We start from the raw sequence: 17,828 nt of genomic DNA on the forward strand, positions 1-17,828 counted from the left end.
GCACTCGGTCTCCGGCAAGCTCTTGGCAGCGGTCATAGGTTAAAACCGCTTGGCGTTGACATTCTATCTACTAGTTGGTAGGTAGCTTCCATGAAAAATCCACAGACCAAAGCTGATGAAATCCTCCGTTGCGCACGCTCCCTGATCATAAAGGGTGGCTATAACAGTTTCAGCTACGCCGACATTTCCGCCGTGGTCGGCATTCGCAATGCGAGCATTCACCACCATTTTCCCAGCAAGTCCGATCTGGTCCAAAGGCTTGTTGCCCAATACAGGCAGGAGGCGGAAGCCGGTATCGCCGAACTGGAGCGAAACATTTCCGACCCGCTCGAACAGCTCCGCGCCTATATCGGCTATTGGGAGGGCTGTATCGCCGAGGCCACTCATCCCTTCTGCGTCTGTGCTCTGCTCGCCAGTGAAATTCCGGTTCTCCCTGAAACGGTCGCTCTCGAAGTGCGCGCGCATTTTCGAAATCTCTCCGACTGGCTTACCACCGTTCTGGAACGTGGCGTTGCCCAGGGGCGCTTCGTGCTGAGCGGCACCGCCAGCGCGAACGCTGAAATCTTCATGGCCACCGTGCACGGGGCGATGCTTTCCGCCCGTGCCCATGGTGATGCGACGATTTTTGGCGCAATAACCCGCCCCATGCTGGAGCGCATGACCTGAGCGGCACGCCACCGAAAAAATAGACCGTATTAAGCTGGCAGATTTGTCGATGACGATCTGCTTCCCCGACCACCACGTCCTTCTGGACGAGAAAGGCAATCTCCCATGTTCGGAATTTCTCCGCTCGGCTGGATCCATACGCTTGGAAGCCTGCCGGCCATTCCCGCCGCCATTTACATGTTTGCCCGCCATGGTCGAATCGTTCCGCGATCAGCGCCGGGCGCCCTCTATCTTGTCTCCATGCTGATCGGCGCTGCGACGGTCTTCCTCGTGGCGCATCAGCCGGTCAGTTACGGCGTTGGCGTCCTGACCATCCTGTTCCTGCTCGCAGGTTACGGCATCGAAGGCGTTCTGGGTTCAACGCGCACGGCCAGATATATTGAAACCATCTGTCTCAGCATCAGCGCATTTCTTTTGATGGTCCCGACGGTGAGCGAAATCCTGCGCCGTGTTCCAGACGGTCACCCTCTGGTTACGGACATGAAATCGCCGCTGCTTCTCGGCGCTCAGGCAGGGTTGCTGGCGATCCTTGTGGTCGGCCTGACCGCCCAGATCATCTATCTCGCACGACAAAACAGAAACGCCGCGAACTAGTCGCGGCGTCATCTTTACAGGATCGTGTCGAGTACAGTCCTTATTCCCATTCGATAGTGCCGGGCGGCTTGCTCGTCACGTCATAGACGACGCGATTGATGCCGCGCACCTCGTTGATGATGCGGGTTGCTGCGCGGCCAAGGAAATTCATGTCGTAGGGATAGAAATCCGCCGTCATGCCATCCACCGAGGTCACGGCGCGAAGCGCACAGACGAAGTCATAGGTGCGGTAATCGCCCATGACGCCCACGGTCTGCACCGGCAGCAGCACGGCGAAAGCCTGCCAGATGGTGTCGTACAGACCGGCCTTGCGGATTTCATCGAGATAGATCGCATCTGCCTTGCGCAGAATATCGAGCTTCTCACGGGTAATCGCACCGGGGCAGCGGATCGCCAGACCCGGGCCGGGGAAGGGGTGGCGGCCGATGAAGCTGTCCGGCAGGCCGAGTTCACGGCCGAGCGCGCGCACTTCATCTTTGAAGAGTTCGCGCAGCGGCTCAACGAGCTGCATGTTCATCCGCTCGGGAAGGCCGCCGACATTGTGGTGGCTCTTGATGGTGACCGAGGGGCCGCCGGAGAAGGAGACGCTCTCGATGACGTCAGGGTAAAGCGTGCCCTGCGCCAGGAAATTCGGTGCGCCCTTGCCATCGGCGGCAATCTTGGCCGCTTCGGCCTCGAAGACCTCGATGAACAGGCGGCCGATGGTCTTGCGCTTCACTTCCGGGTCGGAGACGCCCGACAGTTCGCCGAGGAACAGGTCGGCGGCATCCACATGCACCAGCGGAATATTGTAGTGGTCGCGGAACATGCCGACGACCTGCTCGCTTTCGCCAAGCCGCATCAGGCCGTGGTCGACGTAAACGCAGGTGAGCTGGTCGCCGATCGCCTCATGGATGAGGATGGCCGCAACCGAGGAATCGACACCGCCGGAAAGCGCGCAGAGCACGCGGCCGGTGCCGACCTGCTCGCGGATCTTGCGGATCATTTCGGCGCGATAGGCCGCCATCGTCCAGTCGGATTTGAGCCCGACGATCTTGTGCACGAAGTTGGAGAGCAACTTGCCGCCGTCAGGCGTATGCACCACTTCCGGGTGGAACATGGTGGAGTAGTAGTGGCGCTTCTCGTCCGCGGCGATGGCGAAAGGTGCGTTCTCGGAGGTTGCGATGACCTCGAAACCTTCCGGCAGCTTCGTTACGCGGTCGCCATGGCTCATCCAGACGGGATAGCTCTTGCCCTCATCCCAGAAGCCTTCGAAAAGCGGGCTTGCCTTCTTGATGTCGATATCGGCGCGGCCGAATTCCGCCGCATGGCCACCCTCGACCACACCGCCGAGCTGCGTGCAGAGCGTCTGTTGGCCGTAGCAGATGCCGAGGATCGGAACCTTGCTGTCGAACACCGCCTGTGGTGCGCGCGGGCTTCCTTCCGCCGTGACAGATGCGGGGCCGCCGGAGAAGATCACGCCCTTCGGCTGAAGCTTCTCGAACGCCTCTGCGGCATTCTGGAACGGATGGATTTCGCAATAGACCCCGGCTTCGCGGATGCGGCGCGCAATCAGCTGCGTCACCTGGCTGCCGAAATCGATGATGAGAATGCTGTCGGGATGGGCTATCTGGGTCATGGCGAGCCTTTAAAGAAAATGGCGGCTTTAGGCAACCCGGGAGCGGGCGTCAAACAGCGGAAATTTGCGAAAATCGCAAGGTTCTAAAGGGCAATCACGCCGTCCTCGATGGCGCGGCAAAGCCGGTGGACGGCATCCGCCAGCTTTTCATCGATGATGTGCAGGTACTCCGTCCAGTCGTCCACATGGTTCACATCCACCTTGCCATCGGAAATGCCGCGCAGACTGATGAGCGGTACACCGAAGCGCTGGCAGGCTCTTAAAACCGCAAAGGTTTCCATTTCCACCATATCGGCGTCGATCAGCCCGTAGGCCTCGCCCGAAACGACATTGGCGCCCGTGGAAAGCCGGGCCTCGGCAATTTCAGGTATTCGAAAAGGCAAGGCCACTTCGGCGGGCAGGTCGAGCAGCGGCGTGCAGCCCTTTTCGAAACCGAAAGCGGAGGCGTCCATGTCGCGATAGGAAACCGAAATCGCCTGATAGATGCCGGTTTGCTCCAGCGTCCGCGAACCGGCGGAACCGAGCGAAACGACGAGGTCGGGCAGGTGATCGGCCGCATCGAGACCGGCAAGAACGGCCGTGACGGCAATCGCCGCCTCGACCGGGCCGATACCGGTCATCAGCGGCGCAATGCGTGCCTGGAGATGGGGACCGTATTCGGGGGAAGCCGCCATGACGAAGAGGACGGATTTATCCGCAACATGCAAAAGCCGGTAGCTCATCCGGTAATATCCTCACGCCCCTTCACCACCATCATCGTGCCCGTCATGGAGGCGATCAGCTTCGCCGGTCCGTCGGACAGCGCATAGGCGCGGCCATCGGCGACGATCAGGTTGTTGCCCGGCTTGATGATCTCGCCGCGAAACAGGAACCGCTCGCCGCGCCCGGGCGACATGAGGTTGACCTTGAACTCGATGGTCAGCAGCGAGGCCTCCGGCTCGATGATCGTATAAGCGGCATAGGTGCAGGCCGTATCCAGACCGGCGGCGATGACGCCCGCATGCAATATGCCGTGCTGCTGCGTCAGCTTTTCATGAAAAGGGAGTTCGATTTCCACCAGCCGGTGTTCGATACGGCTGATCTCGGCGTTAATCGCCTGCACCACGCCCTGCCGCGCAAAGCTTCTTTCTATCCGCTGACGAAAATCGCCGGGATCCGTGATCTCCATGGCCTACCTGCCTGCTTCTGCCTCATCGCAAACTGACATGGCGCGTGGCGGCAGGCAAGGCAAGGGCGGTGCGGGGATTTAGTTCAACATGCCGATGCTTGCATTCAACACCGTGGCAAAGGTGACCCACACGGCATAGGGCACGAAAAGCCACATGGATATGCGGTCACGGCGGTAGGTGAGCGCCACGAAGGCGATGATGCAGATCAGCATTGGAATGATGATGATGAGTGCACCCGCCGGGCTCTGCATTCCGAAAAAAATCGGAGACCACAGGAAGTTCAGCACCATCTGCGTAAACCAGAGCCGCATGCGCGTTCCCATCGGCTTGCGGAGCCATGTCCGTGCGCCGGCAATGCCGATCAACACGTAAAGCGCGGTCCAGACAGGCCCGAAAATCCAGTTGGGCGGATTGAAGAAGGGCTTCTGCAGCGATTGATACCATTCGCCGGGCACATTGTTGACGCCGATCAGCGCCCCCACGGCAACAACGGCAACCACAAAAACGACATAGACGGCAAGGTTTCTCATGATCCGTCCAATGCGCCGGACGGGCTTTTGTTCCCCTGTCTTTTCAGTATTTTAGCTGGACAGACGCACGATGTGCTGGTCCCATGCCACGTCGCTGCGCCGGGTTTCGAAAAATCCGTCATAGGAAGAAACCGCAATGCCTCTCGCGGCGGGCGCGACGCCTGCCGCTTCCCGTACGGTCGTCTCGGAAACGACGCGGCCGGTTTTTGCATCCAGCGTCACGGCGGCGTTGCCGTTGGGCGATGTCAGGCCCACCAGCCCATCGCGCCGGTTGACGGCAATGGCACCGACATAATTGGCAAGGCGCACCGTCGTTTCTTCCGGCAGATCGACGAAGGTGAGAGCCTCGCCCCTGGAGAAATGGCCGACAAGCGGCGGGAGATCGTTGCGCGGTCCCTCATATTGGCAGGCGAACCAGATACGCCCGTCATCGCCGAGATCGACATGGCGGGTGGAAAGCTGCCGCAGATGCGCCGGCATGGCGTGTTTCTGGATCACTTGCCCGGTCGAGGCGTCCAGAAGCACGAGCGACGGCTGCATATTGTCGATATTGAGCTTGGTTCGGCCGAAATCCGGATGGGTTTCGATGCCGCCATTGGCGATCACGATCAGCCGCCCGTCATCGCTCACCGTCATGTCGTGCGTGCCGATGCCATGCGCATCATATTCGCCGATGCGGGCAAAGCCGTTGCGGGCGTCATAGAGCCCGATAACGCCGCGATTGCCATCGAAGTCGTTTTCGCTGGCATAGAGGATTGCGCCGTCAGGAGAGAATTGCCCGTGGCCGTAGAAGTGGCGGTTTTCCGGCGTGTGCATCACGATCGGTTCGCCGCGTCGCGCGGGGTCGAAGGCCATGAAGAAGGTGCCGGGCCGGCGCGCAAAGGCCACGGTCATGCCAGTCGCATGGCTCGTCGCCATTCCATGGGCGCGGGCAGGAAGCGCGACGCGGTCGATGATCTCGCCGCGTTCGCTCACCGTCGCAATGCCGTAGGACCCGTCACGGGCGCGGAAGGCGGAAGCAAAGACCGCGTCTGTTCGCTCCAGCGCATAAAGTGAACGGGGAGCCAGCCCGGCGAGGAAGGGAGTTCCTGCCGCTTTGATGAAGCTGCGCCGGTCTATCAGCATCCGTTTGGTGCCGGAGATCATCGGCTCAGTCCCCATCGGCGAAGGAGAAGCCGGAGCTGAGGCCGATGGCGCCGCCATATTGATCGTTCAAGCGGTAGATCAGGTCTTTGCCGTTGAGCAGCAGATAATCCACCTTGGCGCGCTGATCGCCCTGATCCAGCGCCTTTTGCACATCCGTATCGATTGTACCGGCAACGCGGATCATCGATTTGGCGATGAAATCGATGGAATTGACGATGGAGCGCTGATCGGGCGGTACGAGTTCGACCATATCTGCCGTGTGCAGCAGCGTCTGAACCGCCTTGATATTGGTAGAAATGCTCTGCCATGTCAGGCCGGAGCGCCAATAAATGGCGGTGCGGGGAAATCTTGCCTTGTCCGGCCCCTTGTAGAAGGTTTCGATCCGCTGGTCGCGAATGGCTTCGGAGCCATGGACGAGAATGCCGAGCAGGGCAACAAGCGCCTCGCGCTCGTCACGAAAGACGGGGTTGTCCGCTCCGGGCTGCGTCCAGTTTTTCAAGGCACCGTCAGGCGCATTCCAGCTGTCGGAAAGTTCTGCCGCCACATTGGCGATATTACCGGCGATGGCCGCACCGTAACGGCAGCGGAAATCACCCTTCCTGTCTAGCAGTTCTTCCGCCCCGGTTCCGTAAAGCACGAACTCAAGAGCGCCGAGCCCCTGCGCCGCAACGCTCTTGCCGCTCAGACCATCCGCACTCGTGACGCTTTCATCCTTTTCGGTGAGATAACGCTGCACCTGTTTCAGCCCGAGACCCTTCTTGTCGGGATAATAAAGCACACGTTCGAAACGGTTCTTCTCGATGACGGGGCCGACACGCACGATCTCGATGGTCGACCAGCTTGATACCGTATCGACAAAGGCAGCCTTGGCCGCCGCTGCCGTCGTTTCGGAGGGAGCGGTGCAGAAAGCTTTCATGCGGCCTTCCAGCGTCTCCGCCGACTGCCGGAAGCGGTCATAACCGGGGCGGATGAAACCGTTCACCGCCTTTTCCATCACGCCCCGCACCTGAACCGGGTCGAGCGGCGGCGGCGGCATCAGCTCCACATCCTGCGCCCTTGCCGGCGGCGTGGTCAGAAGCAGCAGCACGGACATGACGCCGGAAATTTTTCGCATGGCATTTTTCATCAAAGGGACTCCAGAAAGGCCAGCAAAGCCTGCCGGTCGGATTTTTGCAAGGCGGCAAAGGCGTCGCGCGCTTTTTGCCCTTCGCCGCCGTGCCACAATATCGCTTCCGGCAGGCTGCGCGCCCGGCCGTCATGCAGGTAAAAACCGTTGCCATTGACCTTTTGCGTCAGGCCTATGCCCCAGAGCGGCTGGGTTCGCCACTGTCTGCCATTTGCTTCTCCTACCTGCTGGCCATCGGCAAGTCCTTCGCCCATGTCATGCAGCAGAAAATCGGAATAGGGCCAGATCAGCTGGAAAGAATGAATGGGGTCGGCAGCGTCGCGGCGTGTGACGAATTTCGGGGTGTGGCAGGCGGTGCAGCCTGAGGCGTAGAAAAGCTGCTTTCCCTGCAGGACCGTCGGATCATCGACATTGCGGCGGCGCGGCACGGCGAGATTTTCGGTGTAGAAGGTCACGAGGTCGAGAACCGGGTCGGGCGCCTCCACCGGCCCGAGCCGGGGCTGCACGCCGGTCGGCATGGCAAGACAGTCCTTCTGGACGTCCGTGCAGTCGCCATAGGCATTCGGCGCATCCGGTGTGGAAATGCCGATATCGTGGGAGAAGGCGCTGGCGCTCTGGTCTCGCACGCTCGCATTCTGCGCTTTCCAGCCAAACCGCCCGAGTTTCACCTCGCCGGTCCGATGGTCTTTGACCCATGCGGGACGCCCGGCAATGCCGTCGCCATCATTGTCGTCCGGGTCGGCCCTGGCCAGAACATCGGCCTCGGCAATGGCCTCGATCAGGCCAAGACCGAGGGTGGGCATGGCGATGCGCGCCGAAAGCGTCGTGTCGGCGCCAAGCGGACCATATTGCAGGTTCGCCACGGCATAGTCGGGTTTGCGCAGCATCACCACCTCGCCATCCGCCAGCTGAACCGGTTCTTCCGTATAGGCGATGACCGGCTTGCCTTCGGCGGCGAGGCCGGGAATGGCCAGGTTCTGAAGCTGCCGGCCATAGGTCTCATCGGGAAAATTTAAGGTCTGGTGGCTGGTAATGGCCTGTCGTTCGGCCTCATTGCGCGCCGGTCGCGCCAGCCGCAGAAACAGCGAGACGGCGTCTTCTCCGGCAAGAGGCGGTCGACCCCTGCCATCCTTCACATGGCAGGTCTGGCAGGATCGAGCGTTAAACAGCGGCCCGAGCCCGTCCGAGGCCTGTGTGGAAGAGGGGGAGGAGACCCAGAGCTTCTGGAACAGTGCATTGCCGAGCTTGAAATCCTGCTTCCGCTCGAGCGGCATGGTGGCGGAAGGATGCGAAAACGCGCCGCTGTCGACCTTGCTGACGCTGGTCGTCGCTCCACCGGCCATGGCCTCGAAAGGTTCCGGCCTGGTAAAATCCGTCGTTGGCGCAGTCACGGCCAGCACGCGGCTTCGATCTTTTTCCGTCAGATCGTTGCGCAGCGGTTCGGCAAGCGCCATCGACGCCACAAGGCAGGCTGCCCCGGCGAAGAAGAATGGCTTGCGGATCGGCGGCAGCAAAAATTGCATGACAATAAGGGCGGGTGAAAAGTGACGGGCCGCAGCGATCTGCGGCCCGTTTTACCGCTTATTTGAAGACGGCGTTCGGGTTGTCGAGGCTGTCGGAGCCTTCAAGCTCGATCTTGCCGAGATCGAGCGCCGCGATGACGCGTTCGACAGTCTTCGTCTGGTCGAGAAGGCCGTCGATGGCCGTCTGAACCACGGCATTGCCTTCCTTGTTGCCTTCGCCGATCATCTGGTCATAGGCCTCGACGGTCTGCGCGCGCTTTTCCATGGCATGCATGGCGTCGAGCGTCTTGTTCAGCTTCGCCAGCATCTCGTCGTTCAGCGCCTTGTCCTTGGCGCCGACCAGTTCCGACAGCGAGGCGCCCGTCATCTTCGTTCCGTCCACGCGGGTATAGTCGCCGGTATAGGCCGAGGCGATGCCGATCGCGTCGTAAAGATGGGAATTGTAGGTGTTGTCGGAGAAGCAATCATGCTCCTCTTCCGGATCGTGCAGCAGAAGGCCGAGCTTCATGCGTTCACCCGCCAGCTCGCCATAGGAGAGCGAACCCATGCCGGTGAGAATGGCGGTCAGGCCCGCTTTCGGATCGGCTTCCACCGTTTTCGTGGCTTCGCCTTCCGGCGCCCAGGCATCCACCATCTCCTGAAGATCCTTGATCAGCAGGGTCGAGGCGGATTTCAGGTAGTCGGCGCGGCGGTCGCAATTGCCGTTCGTGCATTTCGCCTTGTCGTAATCGGTGTAGGGGCGGTTGCCGGCGCCCGGTCCGGTGCCGTTCAGATCCTGACCCCAGAGCAGGAATTCGATGGCGTGGTAACCGGTCGTCACATTGGCTTCGACATCGCCCGCCTCGTGCAGGCTTTCGATCAGCTCGGGGGTGATCTTGGAGGCGTCGACCTCTTCACCGCTGATCTTGATCTTCGGATTGGCGATGATGTTGGCAACGTAAAGCTCGTTCTCGTCGCTTTCCGTGCCGTAAGAACCGTCGACATAGTCGATCAGGCCTTCATCCAGCGGCCAGGCATTCACCTTGCCTTCCCAATCGTCGACGATCGGGTTGCCGAAACGATAGACTTCCGACTGCTGATAGGGAACGCGGGCCTTGATCCATGCTTCGCGGGCGGCCTTCAGGGTTTCTTCGCTCGGCGTTGCGATCAGTGCATCGATGGCCTTGTCCAGCGCCTTCGCCGTGGTCAGCGAATCCTCATATTTCGCATGCGCGACATCGGCATAGTGCTTGACGACGGCGGCCGCGTCGGTGGCGGCCCGGGCGGGAAGCGCGGTGAAAGCCGCGGATGCGGCAAGAAGCGCAAAAGAAGCGCTGAGAATGGTTTTGCGGATCATGATCCCTCTCCTTCGGCAGGCGCGAAATGACTTCGCGTCGCGGCAAGCGAGTTCTGACCCAATCACAAACTTGTGTCAAACATTCTAGTTTAGAATGCTTTGAAACAAGACCTGCTGTTGTTTTTCAAGTAAAATCAGTGCTTGCAAAGACGGTGTTATGCTTTGCGTTTCATCAAGCAGAAGAAGAAGCCATCCGTATCTGTGGTTGCAGGCGTCAGCGTCACTGTCTTGCCGTCGGAAGAATGCGGTTTATTCGCGTTGCCGCCGAAAGTCGTCTGCCAGCGTTCCAGTGCGGAGCCTATGGAAAATTCCGGATTTTCCGCACAGAAACGCCTTACCTGCTGCTCGTTTTCTTCGGGCAGAACTGAACAGGTAACATAAAGCAGCTCTCCGCCCGGGCGTACGAACCCCTTGGCCTGCGAAAGCGCCTCGCCCTGCTGCTGCACGCGCTCCTCCAGATTACGGGCCGTCAGCCGCCATTTGGTGTCAGGCCGGCGACGCCATGTCCCGGTGCCGGTGCAGGGCGCGTCCACCAGAACGCGATCGAATTTTTCCTGGAACGGCGTCAGGCCGGAGGCGCGGTCGTGCACCTGCACATTACGCGTGCCGGCCCGCTTCAGCCGTTCGATGATCGGCGCAAGGCGCTTGCGGTCGGCGTCAAAGGCGTGGACCTGGCCCTTATTGTTCATGCTGGCCGCCATGGCCAGCGTCTTGCCGCCGCCGCCCGCGCAATAATCGAGGATCTGTTCGCCTTCATGCGCGCCGGCAAGATCGGCAACGATCTGCGAGCCCTCGTCCTGTACTTCGAACCAGCCCTTCTGGAAAGACAGTTCGGCGGTGACGTTCGGCAGGCGGGAAGGACCTTCGCCGGCGGGAATGCGAACGCCCTGCCGGGCGATATGCGTGGCTTCCGCGCCGCTTTCCTCCAAAGCCTTCAGCACCTTGTCGCGTGTCGCTTTCAAGGTGTTGGCGCGCAGATCAAGCGTGGGCCGCTCGTTCAGCGCCTGCGCCTCGGCGAGCCAGCGCTCTCCGAAGGCGGTTTCGAAGGAGGATTGCACCCATTCGGGTATGTCGCCCTGAATATGGGCCGGTGCATCGCCAAGGGAACGGGACAGAAAGGCCTGCTGCCTTTGTTCATCCGGTGCGGCGGGGGCGAATTTGTCGCCGTCGAATTCCGCCGAAAGGTCCGAAAAGCTTTTGCCCCATTGCCGCAGCAGCACGGCATAACCAAGCGAGGCGGCGCTGTCGTCATCCATCAGCCAGGCGTGCGACAGTTTCATGCGCAGCGCGTCATAGACAATGTTGCCGATTGCGGCCCTGTCGCCGGAACCGGCGAAACGATGGGCAAGGCCCCAATCTTTCAGAGCATCGGCGACGGGACGCCTGCGTCCCTCAATATCCGCCAATACTTCGATTGCTCCGGCCAAACGCCCGCCTAAACGCATTGTCTACCTCGTTCTTGTGCTAAGCCCGGTTGGTAGACGCGAATGGCGGCGAGGGCAAGGCTCAATCGGCCTTGACGACCTCGTAGCAGACCTTGGCGGTGCCGGAGTTGATCATGCCGATGTTCTTGGCGGCTGCCTTGGAAAGATCGAGAACGCGGCCCTTGATGAACGGCCCACGGTCATTGATGCGCACCACAACGGCCTTGCCATTGCGCGCATTGGTCACCTTGACCTTGGTGCCGAACCGCAGCGAGCGGTGGGCGGCGGTCAGGTTGGCGGCGTTCATGCGCTCGCCCGAAGCAGTCTTGGAGGTCAACGCATACCACGATGCGCCTCCACAACCATTTGCCGCATTCGCCTGAAGAGGCGCAATGATGGAACAGGCGGCGATAGTTGCAGCGGTGAAAGTTATACGACGGATATTCAACAAACTGTGCTTCCCTGAAAATCGGCCCCGCGCCGATTGATTGTGCCCTTGCTAAACGGCCATGAACTGGCCTGAACGCCTTTTGATGCGAGATTGTAGGGCGAGGGAAAAATGGCGAAAAAAAGCTGACCTCAAATCACGAACTGTTACAGTCTGTAATATTCGTGATCGTTAGCCGGAAAGCTGTCGGCAGGGCATCCCGGCCAGAAGCTGGAAAAAATAACGCAGAATCAATGGATAACGGAAATGCTGTTGCGGGTCACGGCTTCGTGAATCCAGTTCACGAAATGTGAGTGAAATATTTTTCTAATGACTACGATTTTAGCGATTTTTGGATGGTTAATAAAATCCTAATTGGCTGAAATAAGACGAAAACCATCCGCAAAAGCGGGATTGGAAGGATTTTTCATCGCTTTTCAGGGTGGGATTTTTCAGCCTCGCCAGAGGCCGTTTTGCCACAATTGTCTGAGGGAGAACCTGTACTCCGGAAAGCGGAAATCGAAGCCGAGATCGCGTATTCTGGCGTTGGAAACGCGCTTGTTCTCGCCATAAAAAGAGCGCGCCATCGGCGTCAGATCGGCGGTCTCGAAGGCCTGCTCGGGCGGCGGTTCCACCCCCATCAGCGCTGCTGCGAAGCTCACCACATCCTGCGGCGGGCAGGGTTCGTCGTCGGTCACGTTGAAGATGCCGCGTTCGTTTTTCCGTGCCAGAAAGGCAAGTGCGGCACCGATATCCTCGACCCGGATGCGATTGAACACCTGGTCTTTCTTCACCAGCCGCCGCGCCGTTCCCTTCTCGAAATTCATGAAGGCATTGCGTCCGGGGCCGTAAATTCCGGAAAGGCGCAGGATGGAAAGCGGCACATCCACCTTTTCCGCTGTCGCAGTCCAGGCGGTTTCCGCAGCCACCCGTTCCACGGATCGCGCGGAGACCGGGCGGCAGGGTGTTGTCTCGTCCACCCAGGCGCCGCCATGGTCTCCATAAACGCCGACGGTGGAAAGATAAGCGACCCATTTCAGATTGGGCATGAGCTTTTTCAGATCGCCGCCCAGAAGCGCAAGCAGCGGATCGCCATCCTTGCCCGGTGCGACGGATTGTACAAGATGCGTGACATTGCCCATTGCGGCGACGAGCGCGTCATTGAGCTGAACGCCGTCGAAGAGCAACGGCGTCATGCCTGCGGCGATGAGGTTTGGAAACTTGTCTTGGCTGCGTGTGGTGCCGGAAACGCTTGCCGCTTCGGTTCTCAGCGCGTTAGCGATGGCTTTTCCCGAATATCCCGCGCCGAAAATCATCACATGCATGCGTCACGCCTCTGCCAGTTGCCATTCCATTTCCGCCTCCGGATCAGGCTCCGGCGCGCGACCGGCAGAGTATGTACGGAATTCGTCCCTGTCCATAAGTCGTGACAAAGCCCATGCGGCCATGCCGCGTACTTCGGGCGAAGGGTCGGTTTCGGCAAGTGCTTTGCATTGTTCCACGAATTGCCGGTCTGCGGAGTTGCCCGCCGCGATCAGCACGTTGCGGATGAAGCGATTGCGGCCGATGCGCTTGACGGGCGAGCCGCTGAAAAAACCGCGAAAGGCGGCGTCATCGAGCGTGAGCAGGAAGGCGATGGAAGGTTCCTTCAGATCCTCGCGCGCCTGCAATTTCATTTCGGAGGCGCTGGCCGCGAACTTGTTCCATGGACAGGCGGCAAGGCAGTCGTCGCAGCCATAGATACGATTGCCGATCATCGGCCGGAATTCGTGCGGGATCGGCCCCTTGTGCTCGATGGTGAGATAGGAAATGCAGCGGCGCGCATCCAGTTGATAGGGAGCGGGGAAGGCGGCCGTCGGACAGGCATCGAGACAGGCGCGGCAGGAGCCGCAATGGTCCCTCTCAGCCTCGTCAAGACAGAGTTCGGCCGTGGTGAACATGCTGCCGAGAAACAGCCACGAACCATGGGTGCGGCTGACGAGGTTGGTGTGCTTGCCCTGCCAGCCGAGACCGGCGGCGGCGGCAAGCGGTTTTTCCATTACGGGTGCGGTATCGACAAAGACTTTCACATCCTCGCCGGCGCGCGCGGCAAAACGGGTGGCGATTTCCTTCAGCCGCCCCTTGATGATGTCGTGATAATCGCGATTGCGGGCATAGACCGAAATGGCCGCCTTGTCGGGTTTGGAAAGCAGGGCGCGTGGGTCTTCCTCGGGGCCGTAGTTCAGCCCGAACATGACGATGGAGCGCACGTCTCCCCAGAGCGTTTTCGGCTCTGCCCGGCGGGCTTCCGTTGCTTCCATCCACGCCATCGTGCCGTGATAGCCATTGTCGAGAAATTGCCTCAGCCGTTCGGGTGCGAGCGGAATGCTGTCCGGCGCCGTGATGCGGCAGAGATCAAAGCCAAGCGAAAGCGCTTCCTGACGAACGAAGTCCGTCAGTTTACGCGCGCGTATTCGCTGCTTTTCGCTCGCGACGTCGATGGTCGTCTCTCCTGCGGGTTATTCTGCGGCATATATAATGCATGTCGCCCGAAAGTGCGCAGCGATTTCGGGCGACATGCTTTAGATACAGCCGCACGCCACAGCAAATAACCGGGAGGCCAGACCTTAAAAGTCCAGATCGGCGTAGTGGGAGGAAGGGGCAAGGCGCGGAATGCGTTCGCTGAGGAACGGCCGGAAGGAAGGCCGGGATTTCACCCGCTGATACCATTCCTTGGCAATCGGCGCTTCGAGCCAGTTGATCTCACCGAGATAATCCAGCACCGAGACCGCGGCAGCGGCGGCAAGATCGGCATAGCTCAACCGGTCGCCGGCAAGCCAGGTGCGTGAACCGGCCAGCCATTCCAGATATTTGATGTGCTGGCGAATGTTGTTGCGGGCGGTGCGCAGCAGCTTGGAATCCGGCGGTCCGCCACCCTGCGCTGCCGTCATCTGCAATTTATAGACCCGTTCCCGCACCAGCGGCCGGGTCACGTCGTTTTCCATCTTCTGCAGAAACCATTCCGTCAGCCGGCGGATTTCCGCGCGCTGAAACGGGTCTTCGGCAAGAAGCCGACGGTCGCGTTTCAGAACGCCATGCGTTTCGTCAAGAAATTCCGCAAGCACATAAGGCCCGCTCAGCGAGCGCATATTGTCATCGAGATAGACCGGCAGGGTGCCGGCCGGATTAAGCGCCAGAAACTCCCGCCGTCTTTCCCACGGTTGCTCCTCCACGAGATCGGTCTGGAACCCGTATTCCGCGAGGATCAGACGAACGAACCGGGATGCGGTCGACATCGGAGAGTGATAGAGAGTTGGCATCGGTACTCAATTTTTACGATTGGTTGTCATGATCGGCATTTGCCGAAAAACTTTTTCAGTTTCGCTTCATCAAGACGCTATAAGAGCTTGGCTACTTTAAAACAAGTTTAACGCAATTGCCTTCCATTGCCACTTTCCCCCTGAAAAGAAGGATACCTCATGGGTGACCAATCGATCATCAGCGCGCTTCTGCTGGGCATTATCGAGGGTCTGACGGAGTTCATTCCCGTCTCCTCAACGGCGCACGTGCTGCTGGCCGGGCATTTCCTCGGCTTCAAATCACCCGGCAACACCTTTGCCGTTCTTATTCAGCTTGGTGCGATCCTTGCGATCCTTCTTGTTTATTTTCAAAAGCTTGTGTCGATTGCGCTCGCTCTGCCGACAAGCGCGAAAGCGCGCCGCTTCGTGCTGGCCGTCGCTCTTGCTTTCCTGCCGGCGGCGATAATCGGCGCTTTGGCGCATGACTTCATCAAGACAGTACTGTTTGAAACGCCGATGCTCATCTGCGTGGTACTGATCATCGGCGGCGTCATTCTGCTCGGCGTCGACCGCATGCCGCTGAAGCCGAAATATACCGACATCATGGATTATCCGCCGTCGCTCGCCTTCAAGATCGGCCTCTTCCAGTGCCTTGCGATGATTCCCGGCACGTCGCGGTCCGGCGCCACAATCGTCGGGTCGTTGCTGATGGGAACGGACAAGCGCTCCGCCGCCGAATTTTCGTTCTTCCTGGCAATGCCGACCATGCTCGGCGCTTTCACGCTCGATCTTTACAAGAACCGCGATGCGCTGAGCTTCGATGATGGCGCACTGATCGCCGTGGGTTTCATCGCCGCTTTCGTCTCGGGCCTCTTCGTCGTTCGCTCCCTGCTGGATTTCGTATCGCGGCGGGGCTTTGCACCCTTCGCCTGGTGGCGCATCGCCATCGGTTCGCTGGGCCTGATCGCGCTTCTGGTTCTGGGTTGAACCAGGGGCGGGAATAATCTCCGTTCGCGACGAACGAACAGAAAAAGAAAAAGCGCCCCGGAGAACCGGCGGCGCTTTTTCTTTGAAACTTTTAAAGGCCAATCAGTTGGTGCTGATCGAAGCCGTTGCGCAGGGGTCGACGCCATAGGCGGGAGCGCAACCGCTCTTACCCGCTGCAACCGTTCCCGGCGCCATGAAAGAACCCGCCAGAACCACCAAAGCCGCACACGCAAAAAAGAGTGCGATAGATCTGCCCATTTTATGATTGCCTTTCAGACGTTCGTTCGCGCGGATCATGCCGCCGTGTGTGAATTGAGTGGTCGGGATATGTTTGGAATGTGGCGAATATCAATAAAGCAGCTTGTTGAATACCGGGTTAATACGAAGTCTTTTCCACAGTTGCGCTTGTGCCACGCTTGCCTGTGGAGGCCCGACGGCCGTTAACTTTTACCCGGCTTTGCAAAACAGCCCTGGTTCATTCAATACCTCGCCTGCAGTTGAGGGGAAAATGCACGAATAGCGGTTTGGTTGCAATTGAATTGCGCAAAAACAAAAAGCGGGAATGGCTCCCGCTTTCGTTTATGATCGATGAAGCTGAAGGTGGGCTTCAGGCCGCTTTTCCGGCATTGGAGAACTGGCCGTGCGGGCGGTATTGCACCATGTAGGAAGGCAGAATGGACGCGACGCGAACGGGGGTGATGCCGATGCCTTCCAGCGTCAGGCCGTTCTTTTCGGCGTCAGCGGAAACGACATTGTCCTTTTTCAGCATGGTCACCTGATCGACCGTAAGCGGCGGCTTAATCAGCGGTACTAGCGAAGTGATCTTGGCGATCGTCGAGGCGATACCGAAAGGCAGGTCCACGAAAGGACGCTGGCGGTACGTCGCAGCAAGAACCGCCTCAAGACAGTCGCGGAACGTCATAACGTCCTGACCACCGAGTTCGTAAATGGCGCCGGGCTTCAGCTTGCCATCGACGCTGCGGGCGACGGCTTCCGCGACATCCTCGACATAGACCGGCTGGAACCTGGTTTTTCCGCCGCCGATCAGCGGCAGGAACGGCATGCTGCGGGCCATCTTCGCGAACTTGTTGAAGAAATCGTCTTCCGGCCCAAAAATGATCGACGGGCGCAGGATCACGGCGCCAGGCAGAATGGAATGAATGGCGGCCTCGGCGCGGCCCTTGGTGCGGCCATAACCGGTCGACGAACTGGCATCCGCGCCGATGGCGGAGATATGCGTTAGCGTCGCACCGGCGTCGCGGGCCGCCTCGGCAATGGCTTTCGCGCCGAATTCCTGTACGGCGTCAAAGGTGTTGCGGCCGCTTTCGGTCAGGATGCCGACGCAGTTGACCACATGGTCGGCGTCTTCCACGGCTTTGACGATGGAATCGCGATAGCGCAGGTTCGCCTGGGCGAAGGAAATCTGGCCGACATTGCCGAGCGGCTGCAGGAAACCGGCGAGATCCGGGCGGCGCACGGCGACGCGGATGCGATAACCGCGCTTCGCAAGTATCCGCACGACATGCCGCCCGACAAAACCCGAACCGCCGAAAACGGTGACGAGGGGGGGAAGGTTGGCCAAGGTCATGGGAGGCTCCTCAGAAGCTGTCGATAAAGCGTTTTTCTGTCTCTTAGCCCAAAGCCGCGCGCGCGTGAAGAGATGTTGTCGCGAGGCCAAAAGCCGGTTTGGAAAATGCGTTGACGGTCGTCAAATTCCTTCGACGATCATCATCTCCGCATCCGCGACTTCCTGGCGGATTTTGGCCGCGGCCTGATATTCGGGAGAATTATAGCAGTCGATGGCGTGCTGCACCGAGGGGAACTCGATGACGACGTTGCGCGCACGCGCCTTGCCCTCCAGCTCGGTCAGTGCGCCGCCACGTGCCAGGAAATTGGCGCCGAACCGCTCGAAAGCGGGCTTAGCCGTCGTGACATAGTCCTTGTAACGCTCACTATCGCGCACATCGACCCGGGCGATCCAATATCCCTTTGCCATTTCATCTC

At 59.7% G+C, this 17,828-nt stretch carries 18 protein-coding genes; 3 read left to right on the forward strand and 15 right to left on the reverse strand.

What is annotated here, in order from left to right; genetic code table 11:
• The first annotated feature begins 90 nt into the window (after window positions 1-90).
• Both EM858_RS11200 and EM858_RS11205 read left to right on the forward strand, forming a co-directional pair.
• Window positions 91-666 (forward strand): TetR/AcrR family transcriptional regulator, encoded by a 576-nt coding sequence (locus EM858_RS11200; RefSeq protein WP_127756738.1) that lies wholly within the window; start codon window positions 91-93, stop codon window positions 664-666.
• Window positions 667-771: 105 nt separating this feature from the next.
• Window positions 772-1,260, forward strand: a complete 489-nt coding sequence (locus EM858_RS11205; RefSeq protein ID WP_127756739.1) for a hypothetical protein — start codon at window positions 772-774, stop codon at window positions 1,258-1,260.
• A 40-nt stretch (window positions 1,261-1,300) separates the two neighbouring features.
• Here the strand turns inward: EM858_RS11205 and guaA are convergent, their stop codons facing one another.
• The 13 genes from guaA to EM858_RS11270 all read right to left on the reverse strand — a co-directional run bounded on the left by guaA (window position 1,301) and on the right by EM858_RS11270 (window position 14,858).
• Entirely contained in the window at window positions 1,301-2,878 is a 1,578-nt protein-coding gene (guaA, locus tag EM858_RS11210) for a glutamine-hydrolyzing GMP synthase (RefSeq protein ID WP_127756740.1), read from the reverse strand.
• 83 nt (window positions 2,879-2,961) lie between these two features.
• Window positions 2,962-3,600, reverse strand: a complete 639-nt coding sequence (locus EM858_RS11215) for a 5'-methylthioadenosine/S-adenosylhomocysteine nucleosidase (RefSeq protein ID WP_127756741.1) — start codon at window positions 3,598-3,600, stop codon at window positions 2,962-2,964.
• On the reverse strand, window positions 3,597-4,046 hold the full coding sequence (locus EM858_RS11220; protein ID WP_003520131.1) for a PaaI family thioesterase: 450 nt from the start codon (window positions 4,044-4,046) through the stop codon (window positions 3,597-3,599). Before EM858_RS11220 ends, EM858_RS11215 begins: the two co-directional genes overlap by 4 nt.
• Window positions 4,047-4,124: 78 nt before the next feature.
• Complete coding sequence (locus tag EM858_RS11225; RefSeq protein ID WP_127756742.1) at window positions 4,125-4,577, reverse strand: TspO/MBR family protein; 453 nt, start codon at window positions 4,575-4,577, stop codon at window positions 4,125-4,127.
• A 51-nt stretch (window positions 4,578-4,628) separates the two neighbouring features.
• On the reverse strand, window positions 4,629-5,723 hold the full coding sequence (locus EM858_RS11230; RefSeq protein ID WP_127756743.1) for a DUF1513 domain-containing protein: 1,095 nt from the start codon (window positions 5,721-5,723) through the stop codon (window positions 4,629-4,631).
• Between the two features lie 4 nt (window positions 5,724-5,727).
• Window positions 5,728-6,849, reverse strand: a complete 1,122-nt coding sequence (locus EM858_RS11235) for an imelysin family protein (protein WP_127756744.1) — start codon at window positions 6,847-6,849, stop codon at window positions 5,728-5,730.
• On the reverse strand, window positions 6,849-8,372 hold the full coding sequence (locus EM858_RS11240; RefSeq protein ID WP_127756745.1) for a di-heme oxidoredictase family protein: 1,524 nt from the start codon (window positions 8,370-8,372) through the stop codon (window positions 6,849-6,851). The genes EM858_RS11235 and EM858_RS11240 overlap by 1 nt, the downstream gene beginning before the upstream one ends.
• 58 nt (window positions 8,373-8,430) lie before the next feature.
• Complete coding sequence (locus tag EM858_RS11245) at window positions 8,431-9,708, reverse strand: imelysin family protein (RefSeq protein ID WP_020812392.1); 1,278 nt, start codon at window positions 9,706-9,708, stop codon at window positions 8,431-8,433.
• 155 nt (window positions 9,709-9,863) lie between these two features.
• Complete coding sequence (locus EM858_RS11250) at window positions 9,864-11,153, reverse strand: RsmB/NOP family class I SAM-dependent RNA methyltransferase (RefSeq protein ID WP_127756746.1); 1,290 nt, start codon at window positions 11,151-11,153, stop codon at window positions 9,864-9,866.
• 61 nt (window positions 11,154-11,214) lie between these two features.
• Window positions 11,215-11,583: a septal ring lytic transglycosylase RlpA family protein gene (locus EM858_RS11255; RefSeq protein ID WP_059759243.1), complete on the reverse strand. Its 369-nt coding sequence runs from the start codon at window positions 11,581-11,583 to the stop codon at window positions 11,215-11,217.
• A gap of 428 nt (window positions 11,584-12,011) precedes the next feature.
• A complete protein-coding gene (locus EM858_RS11260; protein ID WP_127756747.1) occupies window positions 12,012-12,884 on the reverse strand; it encodes an SDR family oxidoreductase in 873 nt (290 codons plus the stop codon).
• Between the two features lie 3 nt (window positions 12,885-12,887).
• On the reverse strand, window positions 12,888-14,039 hold the full coding sequence (gene queG, locus EM858_RS11265) for a tRNA epoxyqueuosine(34) reductase QueG (protein WP_127756748.1): 1,152 nt from the start codon (window positions 14,037-14,039) through the stop codon (window positions 12,888-12,890).
• Between the two features lie 126 nt (window positions 14,040-14,165).
• The gene (locus EM858_RS11270; RefSeq protein WP_003520121.1) at window positions 14,166-14,858 is read right to left on the reverse strand and encodes a glutathione S-transferase family protein; all 693 of its coding nucleotides are present in this window, start codon (window positions 14,856-14,858) and stop codon (window positions 14,166-14,168) included.
• A 159-nt stretch (window positions 14,859-15,017) separates the two neighbouring features.
• On the opposite strand from EM858_RS11270, the gene EM858_RS11275 reads away from it, so the two are divergent.
• On the forward strand, window positions 15,018-15,824 hold the full coding sequence (locus EM858_RS11275; RefSeq protein WP_080852772.1) for an undecaprenyl-diphosphate phosphatase: 807 nt from the start codon (window positions 15,018-15,020) through the stop codon (window positions 15,822-15,824).
• A 607-nt stretch (window positions 15,825-16,431) separates the two neighbouring features.
• Here EM858_RS11275 and EM858_RS11290 read toward each other — a convergent pair.
• Both EM858_RS11290 and EM858_RS11295 read right to left on the reverse strand, forming a co-directional pair.
• A complete protein-coding gene (locus EM858_RS11290) occupies window positions 16,432-17,412 on the reverse strand; it encodes a complex I NDUFA9 subunit family protein (protein WP_127756749.1) in 981 nt (326 codons plus the stop codon).
• Window positions 17,413-17,532: 120 nt separating this feature from the next.
• On the reverse strand, window positions 17,533-17,820 hold the full coding sequence (locus EM858_RS11295) for a DUF1330 domain-containing protein (protein WP_003520118.1): 288 nt from the start codon (window positions 17,818-17,820) through the stop codon (window positions 17,533-17,535).
• Between the last annotated feature and the right edge of the window lie 8 nt (window positions 17,821-17,828).

Source organism: Agrobacterium sp. CNPSo 2736 (assembly GCF_004005385.1).
GTDB classification, from domain to species: domain Bacteria; phylum Pseudomonadota; class Alphaproteobacteria; order Rhizobiales; family Rhizobiaceae; genus Agrobacterium; species Agrobacterium leguminum.

Bases quoted from the DNA above. Each gene is read 5' to 3' on its own strand.
- EM858_RS11220 (WP_003520131.1), bottom strand. From the start codon at position 4,046: ATGGAGATCACGGATCCCGGCGATTTTCGTCAGCGGATAGAAAGAAGC.
- EM858_RS11275 (WP_080852772.1), top strand. From the start codon at position 15,018: ATGGGTGACCAATCGATCATCAGCGCGCTTCTGCTGGGCATTATCGAG.
- EM858_RS11225 (WP_127756742.1), bottom strand. From the start codon at position 4,577: ATGAGAAACCTTGCCGTCTATGTCGTTTTTGTGGTTGCCGTTGTTGCC.
- EM858_RS11205 (WP_127756739.1), top strand. From the start codon at position 772: ATGTTCGGAATTTCTCCGCTCGGCTGGATCCATACGCTTGGAAGCCTG.
- EM858_RS11260 (WP_127756747.1), bottom strand. From the start codon at position 12,884: ATGCATGTGATGATTTTCGGCGCGGGATATTCGGGAAAAGCCATCGCT.
- EM858_RS11235 (WP_127756744.1), bottom strand. From the start codon at position 6,849: ATGAAAAATGCCATGCGAAAAATTTCCGGCGTCATGTCCGTGCTGCTG.
- EM858_RS11230 (WP_127756743.1), bottom strand. From the start codon at position 5,723: ATGATCTCCGGCACCAAACGGATGCTGATAGACCGGCGCAGCTTCATC.
- EM858_RS11215 (WP_127756741.1), bottom strand. From the start codon at position 3,600: ATGAGCTACCGGCTTTTGCATGTTGCGGATAAATCCGTCCTCTTCGTC.
- EM858_RS11250 (WP_127756746.1), bottom strand. From the start codon at position 11,153: ATGCGTTTAGGCGGGCGTTTGGCCGGAGCAATCGAAGTATTGGCGGAT.
- guaA (WP_127756740.1), bottom strand. From the start codon at position 2,878: ATGACCCAGATAGCCCATCCCGACAGCATTCTCATCATCGATTTCGGC.
- EM858_RS11240 (WP_127756745.1), bottom strand. From the start codon at position 8,372: ATGCAATTTTTGCTGCCGCCGATCCGCAAGCCATTCTTCTTCGCCGGG.
- EM858_RS11295 (WP_003520118.1), bottom strand. From the start codon at position 17,820: ATGGCAAAGGGATATTGGATCGCCCGGGTCGATGTGCGCGATAGTGAG.
- EM858_RS11245 (WP_020812392.1), bottom strand. From the start codon at position 9,708: ATGATCCGCAAAACCATTCTCAGCGCTTCTTTTGCGCTTCTTGCCGCA.
- EM858_RS11200 (WP_127756738.1), top strand. From the start codon at position 91: ATGAAAAATCCACAGACCAAAGCTGATGAAATCCTCCGTTGCGCACGC.
- EM858_RS11270 (WP_003520121.1), bottom strand. From the start codon at position 14,858: ATGCCAACTCTCTATCACTCTCCGATGTCGACCGCATCCCGGTTCGTT.
- EM858_RS11290 (WP_127756749.1), bottom strand. From the start codon at position 17,412: ATGACCTTGGCCAACCTTCCCCCCCTCGTCACCGTTTTCGGCGGTTCG.